Consider the following 18,450-nt stretch of genomic DNA (forward strand, 5'->3'; position numbering starts at 1 on the left):
GTGTTCCTCACGCGTGGGTCACGCGTGGTTGACGTGCGTCACGGGGACCGGCGCCGTTTTCGTCCCGCGGGGCGAGGCGCGGAGGGTGAGGACCATGGTCAGCCCGCCGCCCGGGGTGTCCTCGGCGCCGAGTGTCCCGCCCATGGCCTCGACGAAGCCGCGGGCGACCGCGAGTCCGAGGCCGACGCCGGCGCCGCGCGGGGCGTCGCCGAGGCGCTGGAAGGGCTCGAAGATGCCGTCCTTGCTCTCGTCGGGCACGCCCGGGCCGCGGTCGACGACGCGCAGTTCGACCCGCTCCCCCAGGGTGCTGGCGGCGACCGCGACGGGAACGCCGGCGGGGCTGTACTTGACGGCGTTCTCGACGATGTTGGCGACGGCCCGCTCCAGGAGCCCCTTGTCGACCTCGACCATGGGCAGGCTCTCGGGGATGTCGAGCTCGGCGCTGCCGTCCGGTACGCCTCCGAGGGCCATGGGGACGACCTCGTCGAGGTCCACCGGGCGGATGAGCGGCGTGACCGTGCCGGTCTGGAGGCGGGACATGTCGAGGAGGTTGCCGACGAGGTGGTCGAGCCGGTCGGCGCCGGCCTCGATGCCCTCCAGGAGTTCGGCACGGTCCTCGTCGGACCACTCGACGTCGTCGGAGCGCAGCGAGGAGACGGAGGCCTTGATGCCGGCGAGCGGGGTGCGCAGGTCGTGGCTGACGGCGGCGAGCAGGGCCGTGCGGATCTTGTTGCCCTCGGCGAGCTTGCGGGCCTCCTCCGCCTCGCCGACCAGCCGCTGCCGGTCGAGGACGACGGCGGCCTGCGCGGCGAAGGCGCCGAGGACGCGCCGGTCCTCGGCCGGGAGGACGCGGCCGGACAGGGCCAGGGCGAGGTGGTCGCCGACCGGCATGTCCACGTCGGCGTCGTCGGGCCGTACGGCCGGGTGGGGGCCGACGCTCGCCGCCTGGGTCCACGGCTCGGCGCCGTCGGTCCGCTCCAGGAGGGAGACCGACTCCATGGAGAAGGTCTCGCGGACGCGTTCGAGGAGGGCGTCGAGGCTGGTCTCGCCGCGCAGGACGCTGCCCGCGAGGTAGGAGAGCACCTCGGACTCGGCGCGGAGCCGGGCGGCCTGGTGGGTGCGGCGGGCCGCGAGGTCGACGACGGACGCGACCGCCATGGCGACGCCGAAGAAGACGGCGATGGCGACGATGTTCTTCGGGTCGGCGATGGTGAGCCGGTGGACCGGCGGGGTGAAGAACCAGTTCAGGAGGAAGGAGCCGACGGCCGCCGAGGCGAGCGCCGGGAGGAAGCCGCCGAGCAGCGCGGAGCCGACGGTCAGCGCGAGGAAGAGCAGCATGTCGTTGGCGAGGCCGAGGTCCGCGTCGACGTGCGTGAGGAGCAGGGCCAGGGCGAGGGGTCCGCCGACGCCGACGAGCCAGCCGCCGAGGATGCGGGAGCGGCCGAGGCGCGCGCCACGGCCGACGGGCAGGCCGCGGCCCTTGGCGACCTCGCCGTGGGTGACGATGTGGACGTCCAGGTCGGGGCCGGAGTCGCGTGCCACGGTCTGGCCGACGCCGGGGCCGAGCACGTACTGCCAGGTGCGGCGGCGGCTGGAGCCGAGCACGATCTGGGAGGCGTTGACCCCGCGGGCGAACTCCAGGAGCGCGGAGGGGATGTCGTCGCCGATGACGTGGTGGAACGTTCCGCCGAGGTCCTCGACGAGCGTCCGCTGGACGGCGAGCTCCTTCGGCGAGGCGGAGGTGAGGCCGTCGCTGCGGGAGACGTAGACGGCGAGGACCTCGCCGCCCGCGCCCTTCTCGGCGAGCCGGGTGGCGCGGCGGATGAGCGTGCGGCCCTCGGGGCCGCCGGTGAGACCCACGACGATCCGCTCGCGGGCCTGCCAGGGCGAGCGGATGTTGTGCTCGCCCCGGTACTCCTGGAGGTACTCGTCGACCCGGTCGGCGGTCCAGAGGAGCGCGAGCTCACGCAGGGCGGTGAGGTTGCCGGGGCGGAAGTAGTTGGAGAGGGCCGCGTCGACCTTGTCGGGCGTGTAGACGTTGCCGTGGGCCATCCGGCGGCGCAGCGCCTGGGGCGACATGTCGACCAGTTCGATCTGGTCGGCCCTGCGGACCACCTCGTCGGGGACGGTCTCCCGCTGCCGTACGCCGGTGATCGCCTCGACGACGTCGCCGAGTGACTCCAGGTGCTGGATGTTGACGGTCGAGACGACGTCGATGCCCGCGGCGAGCAGCTCGGCGACGTCCTGCCAGCGCTTCGGGTTCCGGGAGCCGGGGACGTTGGTGTGGGCGAGCTCGTCGACGAGGGCGACGGCGGGCCTGCGGGCGAGGAGCGCGTCCACGTCCATCTCGGTGAAGACCGAGCCCCGGTACTCGAGGGTCCGGCGCGGGACCTGTTCGAGGCCGTGCAGCATCAGCTCGGTGCGCGGCCGGCCGTGGTGCTCGACGAAGGCCACGACGCAGTCGGTGCCGCGCTCCACCCGGCGGTGCGCCTCGGAGAGCATCGCGTACGTCTTGCCGACGCCCGGCGCAGCGCCGAGGTAGATCCGAAGCTTGCCGCGTCCCATGGCACGACCATACGTCCAGCCAATCGGACATTCCGCACGCGGGCGGGGACCCCCGCCCGGTATTGACGTGATCCTGACGGGGAGGTCGCGGGGTGGAGAGCTGGTCGGTCGCCGGGGAACTCGGGGAGCGGGTCAGTTCCCCGAGAACTCGGCGATCTCGCCGTCGCGCAGTTCGAGGACCCGGTCCGCGAGGCCGAGGAGCTGCGGGTCGTGGGTGGCGACCAGGGCCGTACAGCCCTCGCTGCGCACCACCGCGCGCAGCAGCTCCATGACCGCGAGCCCGGTCTCGGCGTCCAGCTGGCCCGTCGGCTCGTCGGCGATCAGGAGCGCCGGCTTGTTGGCGAGGGCGCGGGCGATGGCGACGCGCTGCTGCTGGCCGCCGGAGAGCTCGCCGGGCCGCTGGTTGGCGTGGTCGGCGAGGCCCACGAGGGAGAGCAGCAGGGCGACCCGCTCCTCCCGCTCCTTCGGGTCGGCCTTGCGCAGCCGGAGGGGTACGCCGACGTTCTCGGCGGCGGAGAGGATCGGGAGGAGCCCGAAGGACTGGAAGATGAAGCCGATCCGGTCGCGGCGCAGCTCCAGGAGCCCGCTCTCACCGAGCGTCGACAGGTCGGTGCCGTCGATGACGATCCGGCCGCCGTCGGCGCTGTCGAGGCCGCCCACGAGGTTGAGCAGGGTGGTCTTGCCGGAGCCCGATCGGCCCTTGAGGGCGACGAGCTCGCCGCGCGGGATGGTGAAGGAGACCCCGCGCAGGGCGTGGACGGCGGCCTCGCCCGTACCGTACGAGCGCCGGAGCTCCTCGACCACGACCATCGGCGGGCCCGCCGGGTCCTCGGCGACGGCGACCGCGGACCGCGTGCTGCTCTCACTCACCCTGTGCTCCCCCTCTTCGAACATGTGCGCCCGCCAGTATGGTCCGCGCCCCGGGCGGCTGGCCAGAGCCGGGCGGGGACGGAGGGCGGGCACGGTGGGGCGAGGATCCCGGAAACGGCCGGTGGGCCGTTCCCCGTACGTGTCGTACGGGGAACGGCCCACCGTCGGTCCCGCGGTCGCGGCTCAGCGGATCTCGGAGATCTCCGGACCGCGCTGGAGCTGGCCCATGCCGCCGGAGAAGCGCGAGCTCGCCTGCTCCTCCTGCTGCACGCCGTCCGGCACCATCTGCGCGTCGTTCGGCAGCTTGAGGACGATCGGGTCGCGCGGGGCCATCGGGCCCTCGCCGCGGACGACCACGGTGTCCCGCACGATCTGCTCCAGGACGCCGGCGGCCTCCGGCTGCACCGCGCCCTGGCCGGAGATCACTCCGCGCAGGAACCAGCGCGGGCCGTCGACGCCGACGAAGCGCACGAGCTGCACGCCGCGGTTGCCGTCCGGCAGCTGGACCGGGACCTGCGCGCGCAGCTCCCAGCCGAGGGGGCCCTCGACCTCGTCGATGGCCCCGCCCTGCTGGACGATGCCCGTGGCGATCTCGTCACGGACCTCGCCCCAGATGCCCTCCTTCTTGGGGGCGGCGAAGGCCTGGAGCTGGACGGCGCTGTCGCGCAGGACGACGGTGGCGGCGACGATCGCGTCACCGGCCACCTCGACCCGCAGCTCCATGCCCTCGACTCCGGGGACGTAGATGCCGCCGAGGTCGACGCGGCCCTCCTCGGGCTCGCTCACCTCGGAGATGTCCCACGGTCCGTCGGGCCGGGGCGCCGGCGGAAGGTTCACGCGACGCGGCGCCTCCGCCTCCTCGTCGGTGCCGACCTCGTCGACGACCTGCTCGTCCGCGCCCGCCACGTCCTCGGCGGCACCGCTCTTCTTGCGACGTCCGAACACGTCACTGTCCTTCCCGGTCGGATACGACCGAAGCGTATCGATTCCCACCCGCCCCGCCGTCCACGGCGGCATGGCCGCCGGTGGACCCGAAGCCCCCCTCGGCCCGTGCCGAGCCGGGAAGCTCTTCCACCTCGTGGAAGCGCACTTTCTCGACCTGCTGGACGACCAGTTGGGCAATCCGGTCGAACCGCTCGAACCGCACGCTCTCGCGCGGGTCGAGATTGACCACGATCACTTTGATCTCTCCACGGTACCCGGCATCCACCGTCCCCGGGGCATTCACGAGGGCGACTCCGCACCGGGCGGCGAGACCCGAGCGCGGGTGCACGAAGGCCGCGTAGCCGTCGGGCAGCGCGATGGAGACGCCGGTGGGCAGCACCGCGCGCTCGCCGGGGGCGAGGACGGCCGCCTCGGTGGTGACGAGGTCGGCGCCCGCGTCGCCGGGGTGCCCGTACGCGGGGATCGGCACCTCCGGGTCCACTCGCCGGATGAGTACGTCGACAGGGTTGCGCATCAGGGGTTCACCTCGAAGGCGCGGGCGCGCCGGACCTGGTCGGGGTCGGACATGGCGGCCTGGATCTCCTCCGGCCGGCCGTTGTCGATGAAGTGGTCGACCTTGACCTCGATGAAGAGGGCGTCGGCGCGGACGGCGACGGGGCCGTCGGGCCCGCCGATCCGGCCGACGGCGGTCGAGAAGATCTTGCGGCCGTGGACGGCGGTGACCTCGGCCTCCAGATGGAGGACGGTGCCGACCGGGACGGGCCGGGCGAAGTCGGTCTCCAGGCGTCCGGTCACGGCGATGACCCGCAGCAGCCAGTTCAGGGAGCCGATGGTCTCGTCGAGCGCGGTGGCGAGCACGCCGCCGTGCGCGAGACCGGGAGCGCCCTGGTGGTCGGGGGTCACGGTGAACTCGGCGGTGACGGTCACGCCCTCGCCCGCCCTGGCCTCCAGGTGCAGGCCGTGGGACTGTCCGCCGCCGCACCCGAAGCAGTGCTCGTAGTGCGAACCGAGCAGTTCGCCGGGGGCCGGGGCATCGGGATGGCGTACCGGCGGTATGGCCGAGGGCGGCGGGGTGAGGGCGGGAGATGTTGCGGTCACAGGCGCAGACCTTACCCGCGCGGAAGGCCGGAGGACCTGTCCGGCGGATCGGGGCCGGGGGCGCGGGGTCCGGCACGGCACCTCGCGGCGTCGCCGAAACGCCCCGACAGCTCCTTCCCCGGGCTCTCGGCTTCGCTGGAGCAGGGGAGACCCCGTGCGAGACGCTCCGGCGCCTCGCGGTGCACCGCACCGGACCCCGCGACCGGTCCGACCCCGATCCGCCGGAAAGGTCCTCGTCGCGCCGTGCCAAGCTTGGACTCATGCAGCCTTCCGCCTCGTCCCCCGCTCCCTCCTCCGAGCCCTCGTCCGCGACGCCGGCCGCGCCGCGCCACGACGAGCGACTGACGGCGCCCCGCTCGTGGTGGCTGATCACGGGCCTGCTCGGGCTGTCCGGCGGGCTGATCATGTTCCCGCTGGGTACGGTGCCGATGCTCGGCGGCCTGATCGGCGCCGCGGTCCTCGCGGGCGCGGCCGTGTCCTCGTACGGCTCCGCCCGCATCCGGGTGGTGGCGGGCTCGCTCGTGGCGGGCGACGCGCGGATCCCGGTCACGGCGCTGGGGGCGCCCGAGGCGCTGGACGCGGAGGAGGCGCGCGCCTGGCGCACGCACAAGGCCGACCCGCGCGCCTTCATGCTGATGCGCAGCTACGTGCCGCGCGCGGTGCGGATCGAGGTCACGGACCCGGCCGACCCGACCCCGTACGTGTACCTCTCGACCCGCGAGCCCGAGGCCCTGGCGGCGGCCGTGGAGGCCGCGCGCGCGGAGGTCTGACGAGCGGAGGCCCGGCGGGTGGAGGTCCGACGGGCGGGGTTCTGACAGCCTGGCGTCCGACGAGCGGAGGCCCGGCGGGTGGAGGTCCGGCGGGCCGGGCCCGGGGGTCCCACGAACACCCCCGGGGACGGGCCTCTCAGAGGCCCGGTTCCTCGCGGGTCAGAGGCCCAGTTCCTCGCGGGTCGCGGGGTTCTCGGGCTGCTCCAGCGGGGGCAGCGCCTTGAGGGCGTCCCAGGGGACCTGGCGGGCGCGGAGGTCCTTGCGGATGTGCGCCGCGAGTTTCTTGGTGTCGCGCCGGTTCATGACCGCGCCGACGGCGGCGCCGATCATGAAGGGCATGAGGTTCGGCATGTTGCGCACCATGCGCTTCATGATCTGCTGGCGCAGTTCGCGCTTGAGCTGCCCGCCGAGGGCCGCGTTGACCGTGGTGGGCTTGGTGGGGTCGATGCCGCGCTCCTCGGACCACGAGGTCAGGTAGGCCGTCGAGCGCTGGGTGATGCGGCCCGGGGGGCGCAGCCCGTACACCTCGTGCAGTTCGGCGACGAGTTTGAGTTCCACCGCGGCGACGCCGGTGATCTCGGCCGCCAGTTCGGCCGGCATGGCCGGCGGTACGGGAAGCATGGCGGCGGCTCCGACGCCCGCGCCCACGGTCGAGCTGGCGTTCGCCGCGCCGGCGACGAGTTTGTCGGCGATCTCCTCGGGGCCGAGCCCCGGGAACTGCTTGCGCAGGGTCGCCAGGTCGCGGACGGGGATCCGCGGGGCGAGGTCGATGAGCCGGTCGGCCAGGTAGCCGATGCCGGCCTTGGCCCCGTCGCCGCCGCGCCGCATGCCGTCCCTGACGCCGCGCGTCACGCCACGCCGGACGGCCTCGATCCGCTCGGTGTCGATCCTGATCTTGTCCAGCTGGGCCCGTGCGGGGTTGGCCAGCCGCTTGACGGCGCCGAAGCGCCCCTGGCGCGCCACGTCGGTGGACTCGCCCGTGGGCTCGTCACGCTCGGCGGGGAGCTGTGTCCCGGTGGCCGCCTCGATGTCGGCGACGACCGCTTCGAGCGAGGCCGAGGGGCCCCGCTCGTCGTCACGTGCGCCGAGGGAGGGCAGAGGGGCGGCCCGCACGGCGTCAGGGGCCTCCTGGGCGCCCTCTGCCGGGCTCTTGCCGCCCTTGCGCGTCTCCGAGCTCCCGGGAAGCCGCAGACGCCGCTTCCGGGACGGTGTGTCGCTGCCTGCCACGGCCGGACTGCCTAGTCGCAGTCGCGGCAGATCGGCTGACCGTTCTTCTCGCGGGCCAGCTGGCTGCGGTGGTGCACGAGGAAGCAGCTCATGCAGGTGAACTCGTCGGCCTGCTTGGGCAGGACCCGGACGGCCAGCTCCTCGTTCGAGAGGTCGGCGCCCGGGAGCTCCAGGCCTTCGGCGGCCTCGAACTCGTCGACGTCGACCGTCGAGGTCGACTTGTCGTTCCGGCGGGCCTTCAGTTCCTCAAGGCTGTCCGAGTCGACGTCGTCGTCGGTCTTGCGTGGGGTGTCGTAATCCGTTGCCATGTCGCTCTCCCCCTCTGGGTAGTTGCGGGTGTCTCAGCGCACGTAACGCGTGAGAGGTCGGACTTGTGCCCGACCTGAGGCGGAGATTTTGCCTCACATCAAGGTCTGTTACTCAATCGACACCCGTCGTGCCCTCTCGCGAGTGCTCGGCTTCGGGTGGCGAACCGGACCGTACACGGTCCGCGGGGCACTCCTCGCGGGTGCCACCCCGTGTACTTCCCGTCAACCAGGGCCCCGGAAACCCGGACTTTTCCAGGTTTTCCGAGGGATTTCCCGGTCACGGAGAGTGGAGATCCGGACACCCGCTCCTGTGATCGATCACACACGGGAATCTCAGGATCGGGGCCCCGGAATTCCGCGCAAAGCGAACGGAACCGGTCGGCTCGTGCAGTGTGTCAGATCGGCAGAGTGACGCGCATCACGAGACCGCCGCCCTCGCGGGGCTCCGCGATGATACGGCCGCCGTGGGCGCGGGCCACGGATCTGGCGATCGACAGGCCGAGGCCGACACCCTTGTCGCTGCCCGTGCGCTCCTGGCGGAGCCGCCGGAACGGCTCGAAGAGGTTGTCGATCTCGTACGCGGGGACCACCGGTCCCGTGTTCGACACGAGGAGCACCGCCTGACCGTCCCTGACCTCGGTGCTGACCGAGACCCAGCCCTCCTCCGGCACGTTGTACCGGACGGCGTTCTGGAGGAGGTTCAGGGCGATCCGTTCGAGCAGGACGCCGTTGCCCTTGACGACGGCGGGCGCGCGCTCGCCCCGGATCTCGACGCCCTTGGCCACGGCCTCGGCGTGCGTCTGGTCGATCGCCCGGGACGCGACCTCAGCGAGGTCGACGGGCTTGCGCTCGACGATCTGGTTGTCGCTGCGGGCGAGCAGCAGCAGGCCCTCCACGAGCTGCTCGCTGCGCTCGTTGGTGGCGAGCAGGGTCTTGCCGAGCTGCTGGAGCTCGACCGGCGCCCCGGGGTCCGAGAGGTGGACCTCCAGGAGGGTGCGGTTGATCGCGAGCGGGGTGCGGAGCTCGTGCGAGGCGTTGGCGACGAAGCGCTGCTGGGCGGTGAAGGCGCGCTCCAGGCGGTCCAGCATCTCGTCGAAGGTGTCGGCGAGCTCCTTGAGCTCGTCGTCCGGGCCGTCCAGCTCGATGCGGCGGGCCAGGTCGGAGCCGGCCACCTGGCGGGCGGTCCGGGTGATCCGGCCGAGCGGCGAGAGCACGCGGCCCGCCATGGCGTAGCCGAAGGCGAAGGCGATGATGCTGAGGCCGAGCAGGGCGAAGAGCGAGCGGCGGAGGAGGTCTTCCAGGGCCTGGTCGCTCTGGTAGCGCAGACAGACCGAGACGGCGTCGTTGAACTGCTCGCCGGTGCCCTGGACGGGCAGCTCGCACCAGGAGGTGGTGGGCTGCACCTTGCCCTCGACGATCTTGAACGGCAGGTGGGCCGCGCTCTCCCCCAGCGTCTGCGCCGTGAAGAGGTAGATGATCGAGAGCAGCAGGATGCCGGCGATCAGGAACATGCCGCCGTACAGCAGCGTGAGCCGTATGCGGATGGTCGGGCGCAGCAGCGGCCTGACCGGGTCCCGGGGGTCCCAGGTCGGTTTCGGGGGCGCCTGGGGGTGCGGCGGGGTCGTGGGCATCGGGGTCAGATCCGGTACCCGGAGCCGGGCACGGTGACGATGACCGGGGGCTCGCCGAGCTTGCGGCGCAGGGTCATGACGGTGACGCGGACGACGTTGGTGAACGGGTCGGTGTTCTCGTCCCAGGCCTTCTCCAGGAGCTGCTCGGCCGAGACGACGGCGCCCTCGCTGCGCATGAGGACCTCCAGGACGGCGAACTCCTTCGGCGCGAGCTGGACCTCCTTGCCCTCGCGGAAGACCTCGCGACGGTTCGGGTCGAGCTTGATGCCCGCGCGCTCCAGGACGGGCGGGAGCGGCACGGTGGTGCGCCGGCCGAGGGCGCGCACGCGCGCGGTGAGCTCGGTGAAGGCGAAGGGCTTGGGGAGGTAGTCGTCGGCGCCGAGCTCCAGGCCCTCGACGCGGTCGCTGACGTCGCCGGAGGCGGTCAGCATCAGCACGCGCGTGGGCATGCCGAGCTCGACGATCTTGCGGCAGACGTCGTCCCCGTGGACCAGGGGCAGGTCGCGGTCGAGGACGACGACGTCGTAGTCGTTCACCCCGACGCGCTCCAGGGCCGCCGCGCCGTCGTACACGACGTCGACGGCCATGGCCTCCCGGCGCAGTCCGGTGGCCACCGCATCGGCGAGCAGCTGCTCGTCCTCGACGACGAGTACGCGCACGTCGTAGTCCTTCCCTTGAGCCCCGGTCCGTGGGGGACCGGTCGAAAGCCTGAGCACTGACTGTGCGTGTCCATCCTGCCCCGAACGCGCGTAAACCGGCTGTAAGACGGCCCTGCGCGGGGGCCCCGGGAAGGGGCGGCGGGCGGGGCCGCCAAAGAATTCACCTGATTCACGGGCCAGTTGAGGTTTCTGTGAGGAACGGGGTGGGGAGGACGTCTGCACACCCCGAGATCACGCCTGTATGCGGCGCGCCGCATACCGTCCTCTGTCACGCAGAGGCTCCCGTGTGTGATCCACCCACCCCCGGCACACCCCGTGCCACCTGACCCACGACGAGGGGGCGCACGATGGACGCTTTCACCGCAGGACTGCTGCACCGGATCAAGGCCGCCCAGACCGACCTCACGCGCGCTCGTGAGACGGGCGACGACTTCCTCGCGGACGTCGAGCAGGCGGAGCTGGAGGACCTGCACCGCCTGGCCGCCGAGCACGGCGTCCAGATCGCGGTACCAGGCGCCTGCGCGGGAGCCTGACCCCGTCCGCGTACGACGAGCCCCGGAGCCTGCAGGCGGCTCCGGGGCTCGTCGGCTTGCGCGACCGGGCGCCCCGCACGACCGGGGCACCCGGTCGCGCCCAGGGCCTGCCCGGCGGGGAGGCCCCAGGGCCTCCCCGGCGGACCAGGTCCTAGTCGTGCCAGGCGCCGAGCTCCTCCAGGAGCTCCTGGACGGGCGGGAAGAGGCCCGGTGAGGCCGCCAGGGTCAGCTCGCCCGACTCGGGCTGTCCGGGGCGTCCGCCGGTCAGCGCGCCCGCCTCGCGGGCGATGAGGGCTCCGGCGGCCAGGTCCCAGGGGTTGAGTCCGCGCTCGTAGTAGGCGTCGAGGCGGCCTGCGGCGACGTCGCACAGGTCGATGGCCGCCGAGCCGCCCCTCCGGATGTCACGGACGAGCGGGACGACCCGCTGGGCCACGTCCGCCTGGTGGGCGCGGCGGGCCTGGACGTACCCGAAGCCGGTCCCCACGAGGGCCTGGTCGAGCGGCGGCGAGGGCTGCCGCACGGCGAGCCGCCGCTCCCCCGCGTACGCGCCTCCGCCGAGGACCGCGCGGTAGGTCTCGCCCCGCATGGGGGCGTCGACGACGCCGACGACGGTCTCGCCGTCACGCTCGGCGGCGATGGAGACGGCCCAGGTGGGAAGGCCGTAGAGGTAGTTCACCGTGCCGTCGAGGGGGTCGATGACCCAGCGGATCCCGCTGGTGCCGGGGCTGGAGGCGCCCTCCTCGCCGAGGAAGCCGTCCTGCGGGCGGTGTTCGGCGAGGAAGCCGGTGATCAGCTTCTCGGCGGCGATGTCCATCTCGGTGACGACGTCGATGGGGCTCGACTTGGTCGTGGCCACGGCGAGGTCGTCGGGGCGGCCGTCGCGCAGCAGCGCTCCGGCCCGCCGGGCGGCCTCCAGGGCGAGGTCGAGCAGCTCTGCGAGCAGGGGGTCGGTCACGCGGGGCTCCTTCACGCGTACGGGCTGTCGGCGCCGGCCGCGGCGGGCCGTTCCGCCCTGGCCGGGCAGCAGCCGATCGGGCACAGGTCGTGCGAGGGTCCGAGGGCCCCGAGGGCGCAGCGCTCCACCCGGGTCCCCCGCTCGTTGGCCGCGCGCTCCAGGAGGAGCTCGCGGACGGCGGCGGCGAAGCGCGGGTCGGCGCCGACGGTCGCGGAGCGGCGGACGGGCAGGCCGAGCTCGGCGGCCTTGGCGGTGGCCTCCGTGTCGAGGTCGTACAGGACCTCCATGTGGTCGGAGACGAAGCCGATGGGGACCATCACGGCGGCGGTGGCCCCGGCGCCGTGCAGCTCCTCCAGGTGGTCGCAGATGTCGGGTTCGAGCCACGGGATGTGCGGGGCGCCGCTGCGGGACTGGTAGACGAGTTTCCAGGGGTACGCGACGCCGGTGCGCTCGCGGACGGCCTCGACGATCGTCTCCGCGACGTCGAGGTGCTGGCGCACGTACGCCCCGCCCTCGCCGTGCTCGGCGACCGGCCCCGAGCTGTCGGCGGCGGAGTCGGGGATGGAGTGGGTGGTGAAGGCGAGGTGGGCGCCCTCGCGTTCGGCCGGGTCGAGGTCGGCGAGGGAGGCGAGTACGCCCTCGATCATGGGTTCGACGAAGCCGGGGTGGTTGAAGTAGTGCCGGAGCTTGTCGACGCGGGGCAGCGGAAGCCCTTCCGCTTCCAGGGTGGCGAGCGCGTCGGCGAGGTTCTCTCGGTACTGGCGGCAGCCCGAGTAGGAGGCGTACGCGCTGGTGGTGAGGACGGCGATGTGGCGTCGGCCGTCGGTGATCATCTCGCGGAGGGTGTCGGTGAGGTACGGCGCCCAGTTCCGGTTGCCCCAGTGGACGGGGAGGCGGAGGCCGGCGTCCGCGAAGTCCGTGCGGAGCGCGTCGAGCAGCGCGCGGTTCTGGTCGTTGATCGGGGAGACGCCGCCGAAGAGGAAGTAGTGCTGCCCCACTTCCTTCAGCCGTTCCTTCGGGATGCCGCGGCCGCGCGTCACGTTCTCCAGGAACGGGACCACGTCGTCCGGACCCTCGGGGCCGCCGAAGGAGAGCAGCAGCAGGGCGTCGTACGGGGCGGGATCGTGCTGATCGGACATGGCCCGATCCTCCCACTCGCGGGAGGCGGCGCGGATCACGGTCCGCCGGTGACCGGCCCGTGCCGCGGCGTCCGGAAAAAGGGGGATGACCTATCGACTTCAACACCGTAGGCTTTAGCTGTTAATTACACGTGCCCCCCGCCACGTCACCTGCCCGGAGAACCTCTTGCCCAGCCCCTACCGCGCGATCTTCAACGCGCCCGGAACCACCGCGTTCTCCGTCGCCGGATTCCTCGGCCGCATGCCGTTGTCCATGATGGGCATCGGCGTCGTCACGATGATCTCCCAGGTCACCGGCCGGTACGGACTCGCCGGCGCCCTCTCGGCCACGCTCGCGATGTCCGCCGCCGTCCTCGGCCCGCTCGTCTCGCGCCTCGTCGACCGCCACGGCCAGCGCAAGGTGCTGCGGCCGTTCACCCTCGTCTCGCTCGTGGCCGCCGCCGGGCTCCTGCTGTGCGTGCAGCAGGACGCGCCGGACTGGACGTACTTCGTCTTCACGGCGGCCATCGGCTGCGTGCCCAGCATCGGGGCGATGACCCGGTCCCGCTGGGCGGCCCTCTACCGGGGCGACGAGCGGCGGCTGCACACCGCCTACAGCTGGGAGTCGATCGTCGACGAGGTGTGCTTCATCTTCGGCCCGATCCTCTCCATCGGCCTGTCGACGGCCTGGTTCCCCGAGGCCGGTCCGCTCTTCGCCGGGATGTTCCTCGCCGTCGGCGTCTTCTGGCTGACCTCCCAGCGCGCGACGGAGCCCGCTCCGCACCCGCAGGAGCACGGCGAGAAGAGTGCCTCCGCGCTCCGCTCCCGCGGCCTCCAGATCCTCACCCTCGCCTTCGTCGCGACCGGTGCGATCTTCGGCTCGGTGGACGTCGTGACCGTCGCCTTCGCGGACGAGCGGGGCCACAAGGCCGCCGCCAGTCTCGTCCTCGCCGTCTACGCGCTCGGCTCCTGCCTCGCCGGCGCCGTCTTCGGACTCCTGCACCTCAAGGGCGAGCCGTCCCGCCGCTGGCTGCTGGGCGTTTGCGCCATGGCCGTGAGTATGATCCCCCTCCTACTGGCCGGGAACCTGCCGTTGCTGGCCGTGGCGCTCTTTGTCGCGGGCCTGTCCATCGCACCGACGATGGTGACCACGATGGCCCTCGTCGAAGCGCACGTACCGCGCACCAAGCTGACCGAGGGCATGACCTGGACGGGTACCGGGCTCGCGATCGGCGTGGCGCTCGGCTCCTCGGCCGCCGGCTGGGTGGTCGACGCGTCCGGGGCCGAGGCGGGGTACGTGGTGCCCGTCGTCTCGGGCGCGCTCGCGGTCGTGGTGGGTCTCCTCGGACACCGCCGGCTGCGCAGGCCGGAGACCAACCGGGAGGGGCAGCGTGAGCGGGACGAGCGGTACGACGGCAGCGGGGTCGGCGAGCAGCGGGACGGCGAACAGCCCGTGGCGTAACTGGGCGGGGAACGTCACCTCCCGTCCCGTACGGGAGGCGAGCCCGGCCTCGGCCGAGGAGCTCGCCGAGGTCATACGCCGGGCGGCCGAGGACGGGCTCCGGGTGAAGACGGTCGGCACCGGGCACTCCTTCACCTCGATCGCGGCCACGGACGGCGTCCTCGTCCGGCCGCACCTGCTGACCGGGATCCGGCGGATCGACCGCGCGGCCATGACGGTCACGGTCGAGTCGGGCACCCCGTTGAAGCGGCTCAACGTGGCGCTGGCCCGGGAGGGCCTGTCGCTCACGAACATGGGCGACATCATGGAGCAGACCGTCGCGGGGGCCACCTCGACCGGCACGCACGGCACGGGCCGCGACTCGGCCTCGATCGCCGCGCAGATCCGCGAGCTGGAGCTCGTGACCGCCGAAGGACAGCTCCTCGTCTGCTCCGAGAAGGAGAACCCCGAGGTCTTCGCGGCGGCCCGGATCGGCCTGGGCGCGCTCGGCGTCGTCACGGCGATCACCTTCGCCGTGGAGCCGGTCTTCCTGCTCACCGCGCGCGAGGAGCCGATGACCTTCGACCGGGTCGTCTCGGACTTCGACGCGCTCCACGCCGAGAACGAGCACTTCGAGTTCTACTGGTTCCCCCACACGGACAACTGCAACACCAAGCGCAACAACCGGAGCGCGGGCCCCGCCGCCCCGCCCGGGAAGGTCAGCGGCTGGATCGAGGACGAGCTCCTCTCCAACGGGATCTTCCAGGTGGCCTGCTCACTGGGCAGGGCCGTGCCGCCGTTCATCCCCTCGATCGCCAAGGTCTCCAGCCGGGCCCTGTCGGCCCGCACGTACACCGACATCCCGTACAAGGTCTTCACCTCGCCGCGCCGGGTCCGCTTCCTGGAGATGGAGTACGCGCTGCCGCGCGGGGCCGCCGTCGACGCGCTGCGGGAGCTCAAGGCGATGGTGGAGCGCTCGCCGCTCAAGGTGAGCTTCCCCGTGGAGGTGCGCACCGCGCCCGCCGACGACATCGCGCTGTCCACGGCCTCGGGGCGCGAGACGGTGTACATCGCCGTCCACCTCTACAAGGGCACGCCCCACCAGGCCTACTTCACGGCGGTGGAGCGCATCATGACGGCGCACGGGGGGCGCCCCCACTGGGGCAAGGTCCACACCCGTGACGCCGCCTACTTCGCCGAGGCCTACCCGCGCTTCGCCGAGTTCACGGCGCTGCGCGACCGGCTCGACCCGGACCGGCGGTTCGCGAACGACTACCTCCGGCGGGTGCTCGGCGACTGACGGCCGCTCGGCTGAGGGTCGGTCGGCTGACGGCCGCTCGGCCGAGGGTCGGCCGGCTGAGGGTCACTCGGTGCCGCCGCCCGTGCCCGCGCCGGCCGTCGCCGGGGTCGGGGCCTGGGCCGGCGGCTCGGCGACGCCGGTGCTCGGGGCCTGCGTCGGCTCCTTGGCCGGCCCCTCGGTCGGCCCGGTCGTCGGCTCCGTGGTGGGCTCCGTCGTGGGCTCCGTGGTGGGCTCCGTCGTCGGACCGGTGGTCGGGTCGGTCGTCGGCCCCGTCGTCGGCCCCGTCGTCGGGTCGCCGCTCGGCGTCGGCGTGGGCGCCGTCGTCGAGCCGCCGTCGGAGGAGTCCGAGGAGCCGCTCTTCTCCGGGTCCCGGGTCCCGGTCCCGTCGCCCTGCTTCCGCTCCTCGCCCTGCTCCTGCCCCTCGGAGGTCGCGGGAGCGGGGCTCTCGCCCCCGTCGGGCGTCCGCTTCCCGGAATCGCCCTCGCCCCGGACCACCGAGCCGAAGGTCGTGGTCCCCCGGGTGCCGCTGAAGTCCTTGCCCGCGACCAGCTCGTACGCGGTGATGCCGCCCATCGTGACGCCGAAGACGAGCGCGGCCGCGACGACCGGGCGCTTCCACCGCTTCCAGCCGCGCACGCTCCTGCCGTGGGTGGTCGCCTCGCCGAACGCCTCGTCGTACGGGTGCGAGCCGTCCGGGACGGCGTAGGAGACCGTCCCGAGCATCATCGTGTGCCGGTCGCCGCCCTGCTCCTGGCGTGCGGCCGGGAGCGGCACCTGACGGGCCTTCGGCTTGGCGGCGGCGGTCGCGTCCCGCATCTGCTCGCCGGTGCGCTTGAAGAAGTACTGGAAGAGCGGGCCCCCGCAGGTGGCGATGACGCTGATCACGCCGGCGCCGAGGATCGTGCCGTACACGCCGAGGCTGGAGGCGAGCTTGGCGGCGATGACCGCGGCCACGGCACTGCCCGAGACCTGGGCCACGCTCAGGTCGATCCTTCTCCTGCCCCCGTCGCCTCCCTTCGTGTCGTCGTCCTCCGTGACGGGTACCGCGCCGTGCTCCGTGACGGTCCCCGTGCCGGTCTCCGGCGTGTGCCGCATCGCCAACCCCTGATGGTTCATCCGTTCGCCTTGCACACAGAAGGGACAAATGGGCGAAGGGAATAGTTCCGCTTCCGCCGGTTCTGTGAAGAGGGACACGCGAGGGCCAAGATCGCGGAGACTCAACTCCCGTACCGCCCGAGAAGTTGGGCGGCGCGCCGGTCCACCCAAGTGGCCCGAATGGAGTACATTGGCGAACCCTGGGTCCGGACGCCCTCACGGGTGCCCGGGATCGGGGAGGGGGCCGAACACGGCGCTCGAACCGGCGGCGCCACGGCAGCGCGCGGGAACCCGTCGCACAGCGTGACCTTCGGTCACTCTGAGTGGCGAACTGGTAACCGTGCCATAACGGCGCCCCAGGGTCCATGCCCGACACGCCGGGCAACTCGGCAAGGTAGTGGCAGGCTGCACCCGGGCAGGCCACACTCGACTAGCGGAAGCAGCGACGCACGTGACGTCGGCAGGCACCACCCGGGAGGTCCCCATGCCCGAACTGCGTGTCGTGGCCGTCTCCAACGACGGCACACGACTGGTGCTCAAGGCTGCTGACAGCACGGAGTACACACTTCCGATCGACGAGCGGCTCCGCGCCGCCGTGCGCAACGACCGCGCGCGCCTCGGACAGATCGAGATCGAGGTCGAGAGCCACCTCCGCCCCCGTGACATCCAGGCGCGGATACGAGCCGGTGCCTCCGCCGAGGAGGTCGCCCAGCTCGCCGGCATCCCCGTCGACCGCGTCCGCCGCTTCGAGGGTCCCGTGCTCGCGGAGCGCGCCTTCATGGCCGAGCGGGCCCGCAAGACCTCCGTCCGCAGGCCCGGGGAGAACAGCGGCCCCCCGCTCGGCGAGGCCGTGCAGGAACGGCTGCTGCTGCGCGGCGCCGACAAGGACACCGTGCAGTGGGACTCCTGGCGGCGCGACGACGGCACCTGGGAGGTGCTGCTCGTCTATCGCGTCGCGGGCGAGGTCCACACCGCCAGCTGGACGTACGACCCGCCCCGCCGGCTCGTGCAGGCCGTGGACGACGAGGCGCGGGCGCTGATCGGCGAGACCGACGACACGATCGCCGCGTCGCCGGAGCCGAGCTTCCCGTTCGTGCCGCGGATCGCCCGGCTGCCCCGGGACAGGCCGCTCGACCGGGCCCTCGACCGCCAGCTCGACCGTCTGGCCCCCGCGCCGGCGCCCTCCCCGGAACCGGAGGAGGAACGGGACTCGCTCACGAGCCTCCTGGAGGCCGTGCCGAGCTTCCGCGGCGACATGGTCGTCCCCGAGGCTCCGGAGACGGAGCCGACCGACGAGGCCGAGGTGGAGGAGCCGCCGGCGCCGGCCGCTTCGGCGGGGGCGGGGGCGGCGTACGCCGATGTGCTGATGCCGCGGGCGGTGTCCGGTCACCGGGACCGGCTGCACGGGGCGACGGACCGGCAGGCCGAGGCGGACGGGGTACGGCCGGGGCGGCGGGCGGCGGTTCCCAGCTGGGACGAGATCGTCTTCGGTACGCGGCGCAAGAAGCAGGAGTAGCGCCAGGGGTACGGGGTCGGAAGCCGGTGGGGTGTGGCCGGCCGGGTGCGGGTGCGGGTTGCCCTGCGGGGCTCCTTCCCCACCCCGCCCCTTCCCGTAACCGGGGCTCCGCCCCGAACCCCGCGCCTCAAGCGCCGGCGGGGCTGGAATTGGGGGCTCCGCCCCCGGGCCCCCGGGTCCTCCGACGCCGGCGGGGCCGGGTTTCCCCCGCGGTCGGCTTGCCGCCCGCGGGGCGGGAAACTCAGCCCGCCCGGCGTCCGAGGACCCGGCCGAAGGCCGTAGGGGGCCGGGGGCCTGCCCCCGGTTTCGGGAAGGGGCGGGGTGGGGTGAAGGCCCGCCGCAGGCGCCCCCCCCCCCCCCCCCCCCCCCCCCCCGCCCCCCCCCCCCCCCCCCCCCCCCCCCCCCCCCCCCCCCCCCCC

The 18,450-nt window shown here is 73.2% G+C and carries 17 protein-coding genes; 5 read left to right on the top strand and 12 right to left on the bottom strand.

Going from position 1 to position 18,450, the window contains the following annotated elements; genetic code table 11:
- Positions 1–18 precede the first annotated feature (18 nt).
- The 5 genes from AB0G79_RS32575 to AB0G79_RS32595 form a co-directional block, all read right to left on the bottom strand.
- Positions 19–2,565 (bottom strand): sensor histidine kinase KdpD, encoded by a 2,547-nt coding sequence (locus AB0G79_RS32575; RefSeq protein WP_360812955.1) that lies wholly within the window; start codon positions 2,563–2,565, stop codon positions 19–21.
- Between the two features lie 132 nt (positions 2,566–2,697).
- Positions 2,698–3,375, bottom strand: coding sequence for an ABC transporter ATP-binding protein (locus AB0G79_RS32580; RefSeq protein WP_360812987.1), 678 nt, complete (start codon positions 3,373–3,375; stop codon positions 2,698–2,700).
- A gap of 243 nt (positions 3,376–3,618) precedes the next feature.
- Positions 3,619–4,380: a DUF3710 domain-containing protein gene (locus AB0G79_RS32585; protein WP_360812957.1), complete on the bottom strand. Its 762-nt coding sequence runs from the start codon at positions 4,378–4,380 to the stop codon at positions 3,619–3,621.
- 1 nt (position 4,381) lies between these two features.
- Entirely contained in the window at positions 4,382–4,894 is a 513-nt protein-coding gene (dut, locus tag AB0G79_RS32590) for a dUTP diphosphatase (protein ID WP_360812959.1), read from the bottom strand.
- Positions 4,894–5,478 carry a PaaI family thioesterase gene (locus tag AB0G79_RS32595; RefSeq protein WP_360812961.1) on the bottom strand — a complete coding sequence of 195 codons (585 nt, stop codon included), beginning with the start codon at positions 5,476–5,478 and terminating at the stop codon, positions 4,894–4,896. The genes dut and AB0G79_RS32595 overlap by 1 nt, the downstream gene beginning before the upstream one ends.
- A gap of 260 nt (positions 5,479–5,738) precedes the next feature.
- Between AB0G79_RS32595 and AB0G79_RS32600 the strand changes: the two genes are divergently transcribed.
- Positions 5,739–6,248: a DUF3093 domain-containing protein gene (locus AB0G79_RS32600; protein WP_360812963.1), complete on the top strand. Its 510-nt coding sequence runs from the start codon at positions 5,739–5,741 to the stop codon at positions 6,246–6,248.
- 159 nt (positions 6,249–6,407) lie between these two features.
- On the opposite strand, the gene AB0G79_RS32605 is transcribed toward AB0G79_RS32600, so the two are convergent.
- The 4 genes from AB0G79_RS32605 to AB0G79_RS32620 form a co-directional block, all read right to left on the bottom strand.
- Entirely contained in the window at positions 6,408–7,475 is a 1,068-nt protein-coding gene (locus AB0G79_RS32605) for a hypothetical protein (protein WP_360812965.1), read from the bottom strand.
- A gap of 11 nt (positions 7,476–7,486) precedes the next feature.
- Positions 7,487–7,783 (bottom strand): DUF4193 domain-containing protein, encoded by a 297-nt coding sequence (locus AB0G79_RS32610; RefSeq protein ID WP_003955561.1) that lies wholly within the window; start codon positions 7,781–7,783, stop codon positions 7,487–7,489.
- Positions 7,784–8,178: 395 nt separating this feature from the next.
- On the bottom strand, positions 8,179–9,414 hold the full coding sequence (locus AB0G79_RS32615; protein WP_360812968.1) for a HAMP domain-containing sensor histidine kinase: 1,236 nt from the start codon (positions 9,412–9,414) through the stop codon (positions 8,179–8,181).
- A gap of 5 nt (positions 9,415–9,419) precedes the next feature.
- On the bottom strand, positions 9,420–10,073 hold the full coding sequence (locus AB0G79_RS32620) for a response regulator transcription factor (protein ID WP_017237674.1): 654 nt from the start codon (positions 10,071–10,073) through the stop codon (positions 9,420–9,422).
- Between the two features lie 347 nt (positions 10,074–10,420).
- On the opposite strand from AB0G79_RS32620, the gene AB0G79_RS32625 reads away from it, so the two are divergent.
- On the top strand, positions 10,421–10,606 hold the full coding sequence (locus AB0G79_RS32625; RefSeq protein WP_360812970.1) for a hypothetical protein: 186 nt from the start codon (positions 10,421–10,423) through the stop codon (positions 10,604–10,606).
- 151 nt (positions 10,607–10,757) lie between these two features.
- Here AB0G79_RS32625 and AB0G79_RS32630 read toward each other — a convergent pair whose 3' ends face one another.
- Both AB0G79_RS32630 and AB0G79_RS32635 read right to left on the bottom strand, forming a co-directional pair.
- The gene (locus AB0G79_RS32630) at positions 10,758–11,561 is read right to left on the bottom strand and encodes an inositol monophosphatase family protein (protein WP_360812972.1); all 804 of its coding nucleotides are present in this window, start codon (positions 11,559–11,561) and stop codon (positions 10,758–10,760) included.
- Between the two features lie 11 nt (positions 11,562–11,572).
- Positions 11,573–12,700, bottom strand: coding sequence for a ferrochelatase (locus AB0G79_RS32635; protein WP_360812974.1), 1,128 nt, complete (start codon positions 12,698–12,700; stop codon positions 11,573–11,575).
- Positions 12,701–12,866: 166 nt separating this feature from the next.
- Here AB0G79_RS32635 and AB0G79_RS32640 point away from each other — a divergent pair, with 166 nt between their 5' ends.
- Positions 12,867–14,141 (top strand): MFS transporter, encoded by a 1,275-nt coding sequence (locus tag AB0G79_RS32640; RefSeq protein WP_360812976.1) that lies wholly within the window; start codon positions 12,867–12,869, stop codon positions 14,139–14,141.
- Complete coding sequence (locus AB0G79_RS32645) at positions 14,071–15,420, top strand: D-arabinono-1,4-lactone oxidase (RefSeq protein WP_360812978.1); 1,350 nt, start codon at positions 14,071–14,073, stop codon at positions 15,418–15,420. The genes AB0G79_RS32640 and AB0G79_RS32645 overlap by 71 nt, the downstream gene beginning before the upstream one ends.
- 63 nt (positions 15,421–15,483) lie before the next feature.
- Here the strand turns inward: AB0G79_RS32645 and AB0G79_RS32650 are convergent, their stop codons facing one another.
- On the bottom strand, positions 15,484–16,515 hold the full coding sequence (locus tag AB0G79_RS32650; RefSeq protein ID WP_360812980.1) for a hypothetical protein: 1,032 nt from the start codon (positions 16,513–16,515) through the stop codon (positions 15,484–15,486).
- 451 nt (positions 16,516–16,966) lie between these two features.
- On the opposite strand from AB0G79_RS32650, the gene sepH reads away from it, so the two are divergent.
- Positions 16,967–18,031 (top strand): septation protein SepH, encoded by a 1,065-nt coding sequence (gene sepH / locus AB0G79_RS32655; RefSeq protein WP_360812982.1) that lies wholly within the window; start codon positions 16,967–16,969, stop codon positions 18,029–18,031.
- The last annotated feature ends 419 nt before the right edge of the window (positions 18,032–18,450 follow it).

The organism is Streptomyces sp. NPDC020807, from assembly GCF_040641575.1.
GTDB lineage: Bacteria > Actinomycetota > Actinomycetes > Streptomycetales > Streptomycetaceae > Streptomyces.

What these genes read in the sequence shown, in the direction of transcription:
- dut (WP_360812959.1), bottom strand. Translation starts at nt 4,894, where the DNA reads ATGCGCAACCCTGTCGACGTACTCATCCGGCGAGTGGACCCGGAGGTG.
- AB0G79_RS32635 (WP_360812974.1), bottom strand. Translation starts at nt 12,700, where the DNA reads ATGTCCGATCAGCACGATCCCGCCCCGTACGACGCCCTGCTGCTGCTC.
- AB0G79_RS32600 (WP_360812963.1), top strand. Translation starts at nt 5,739, where the DNA reads ATGCAGCCTTCCGCCTCGTCCCCCGCTCCCTCCTCCGAGCCCTCGTCC.
- AB0G79_RS32650 (WP_360812980.1), bottom strand. Translation starts at nt 16,515, where the DNA reads ATGCGGCACACGCCGGAGACCGGCACGGGGACCGTCACGGAGCACGGC.
- AB0G79_RS32580 (WP_360812987.1), bottom strand. Translation starts at nt 3,375, where the DNA reads ATGGTCGTGGTCGAGGAGCTCCGGCGCTCGTACGGTACGGGCGAGGCC.
- AB0G79_RS32610 (WP_003955561.1), bottom strand. Translation starts at nt 7,783, where the DNA reads ATGGCAACGGATTACGACACCCCACGCAAGACCGACGACGACGTCGAC.
- AB0G79_RS32575 (WP_360812955.1), bottom strand. Translation starts at nt 2,565, where the DNA reads ATGGGACGCGGCAAGCTTCGGATCTACCTCGGCGCTGCGCCGGGCGTC.
- AB0G79_RS32615 (WP_360812968.1), bottom strand. Translation starts at nt 9,414, where the DNA reads ATGCCCACGACCCCGCCGCACCCCCAGGCGCCCCCGAAACCGACCTGG.
- AB0G79_RS32625 (WP_360812970.1), top strand. Translation starts at nt 10,421, where the DNA reads ATGGACGCTTTCACCGCAGGACTGCTGCACCGGATCAAGGCCGCCCAG.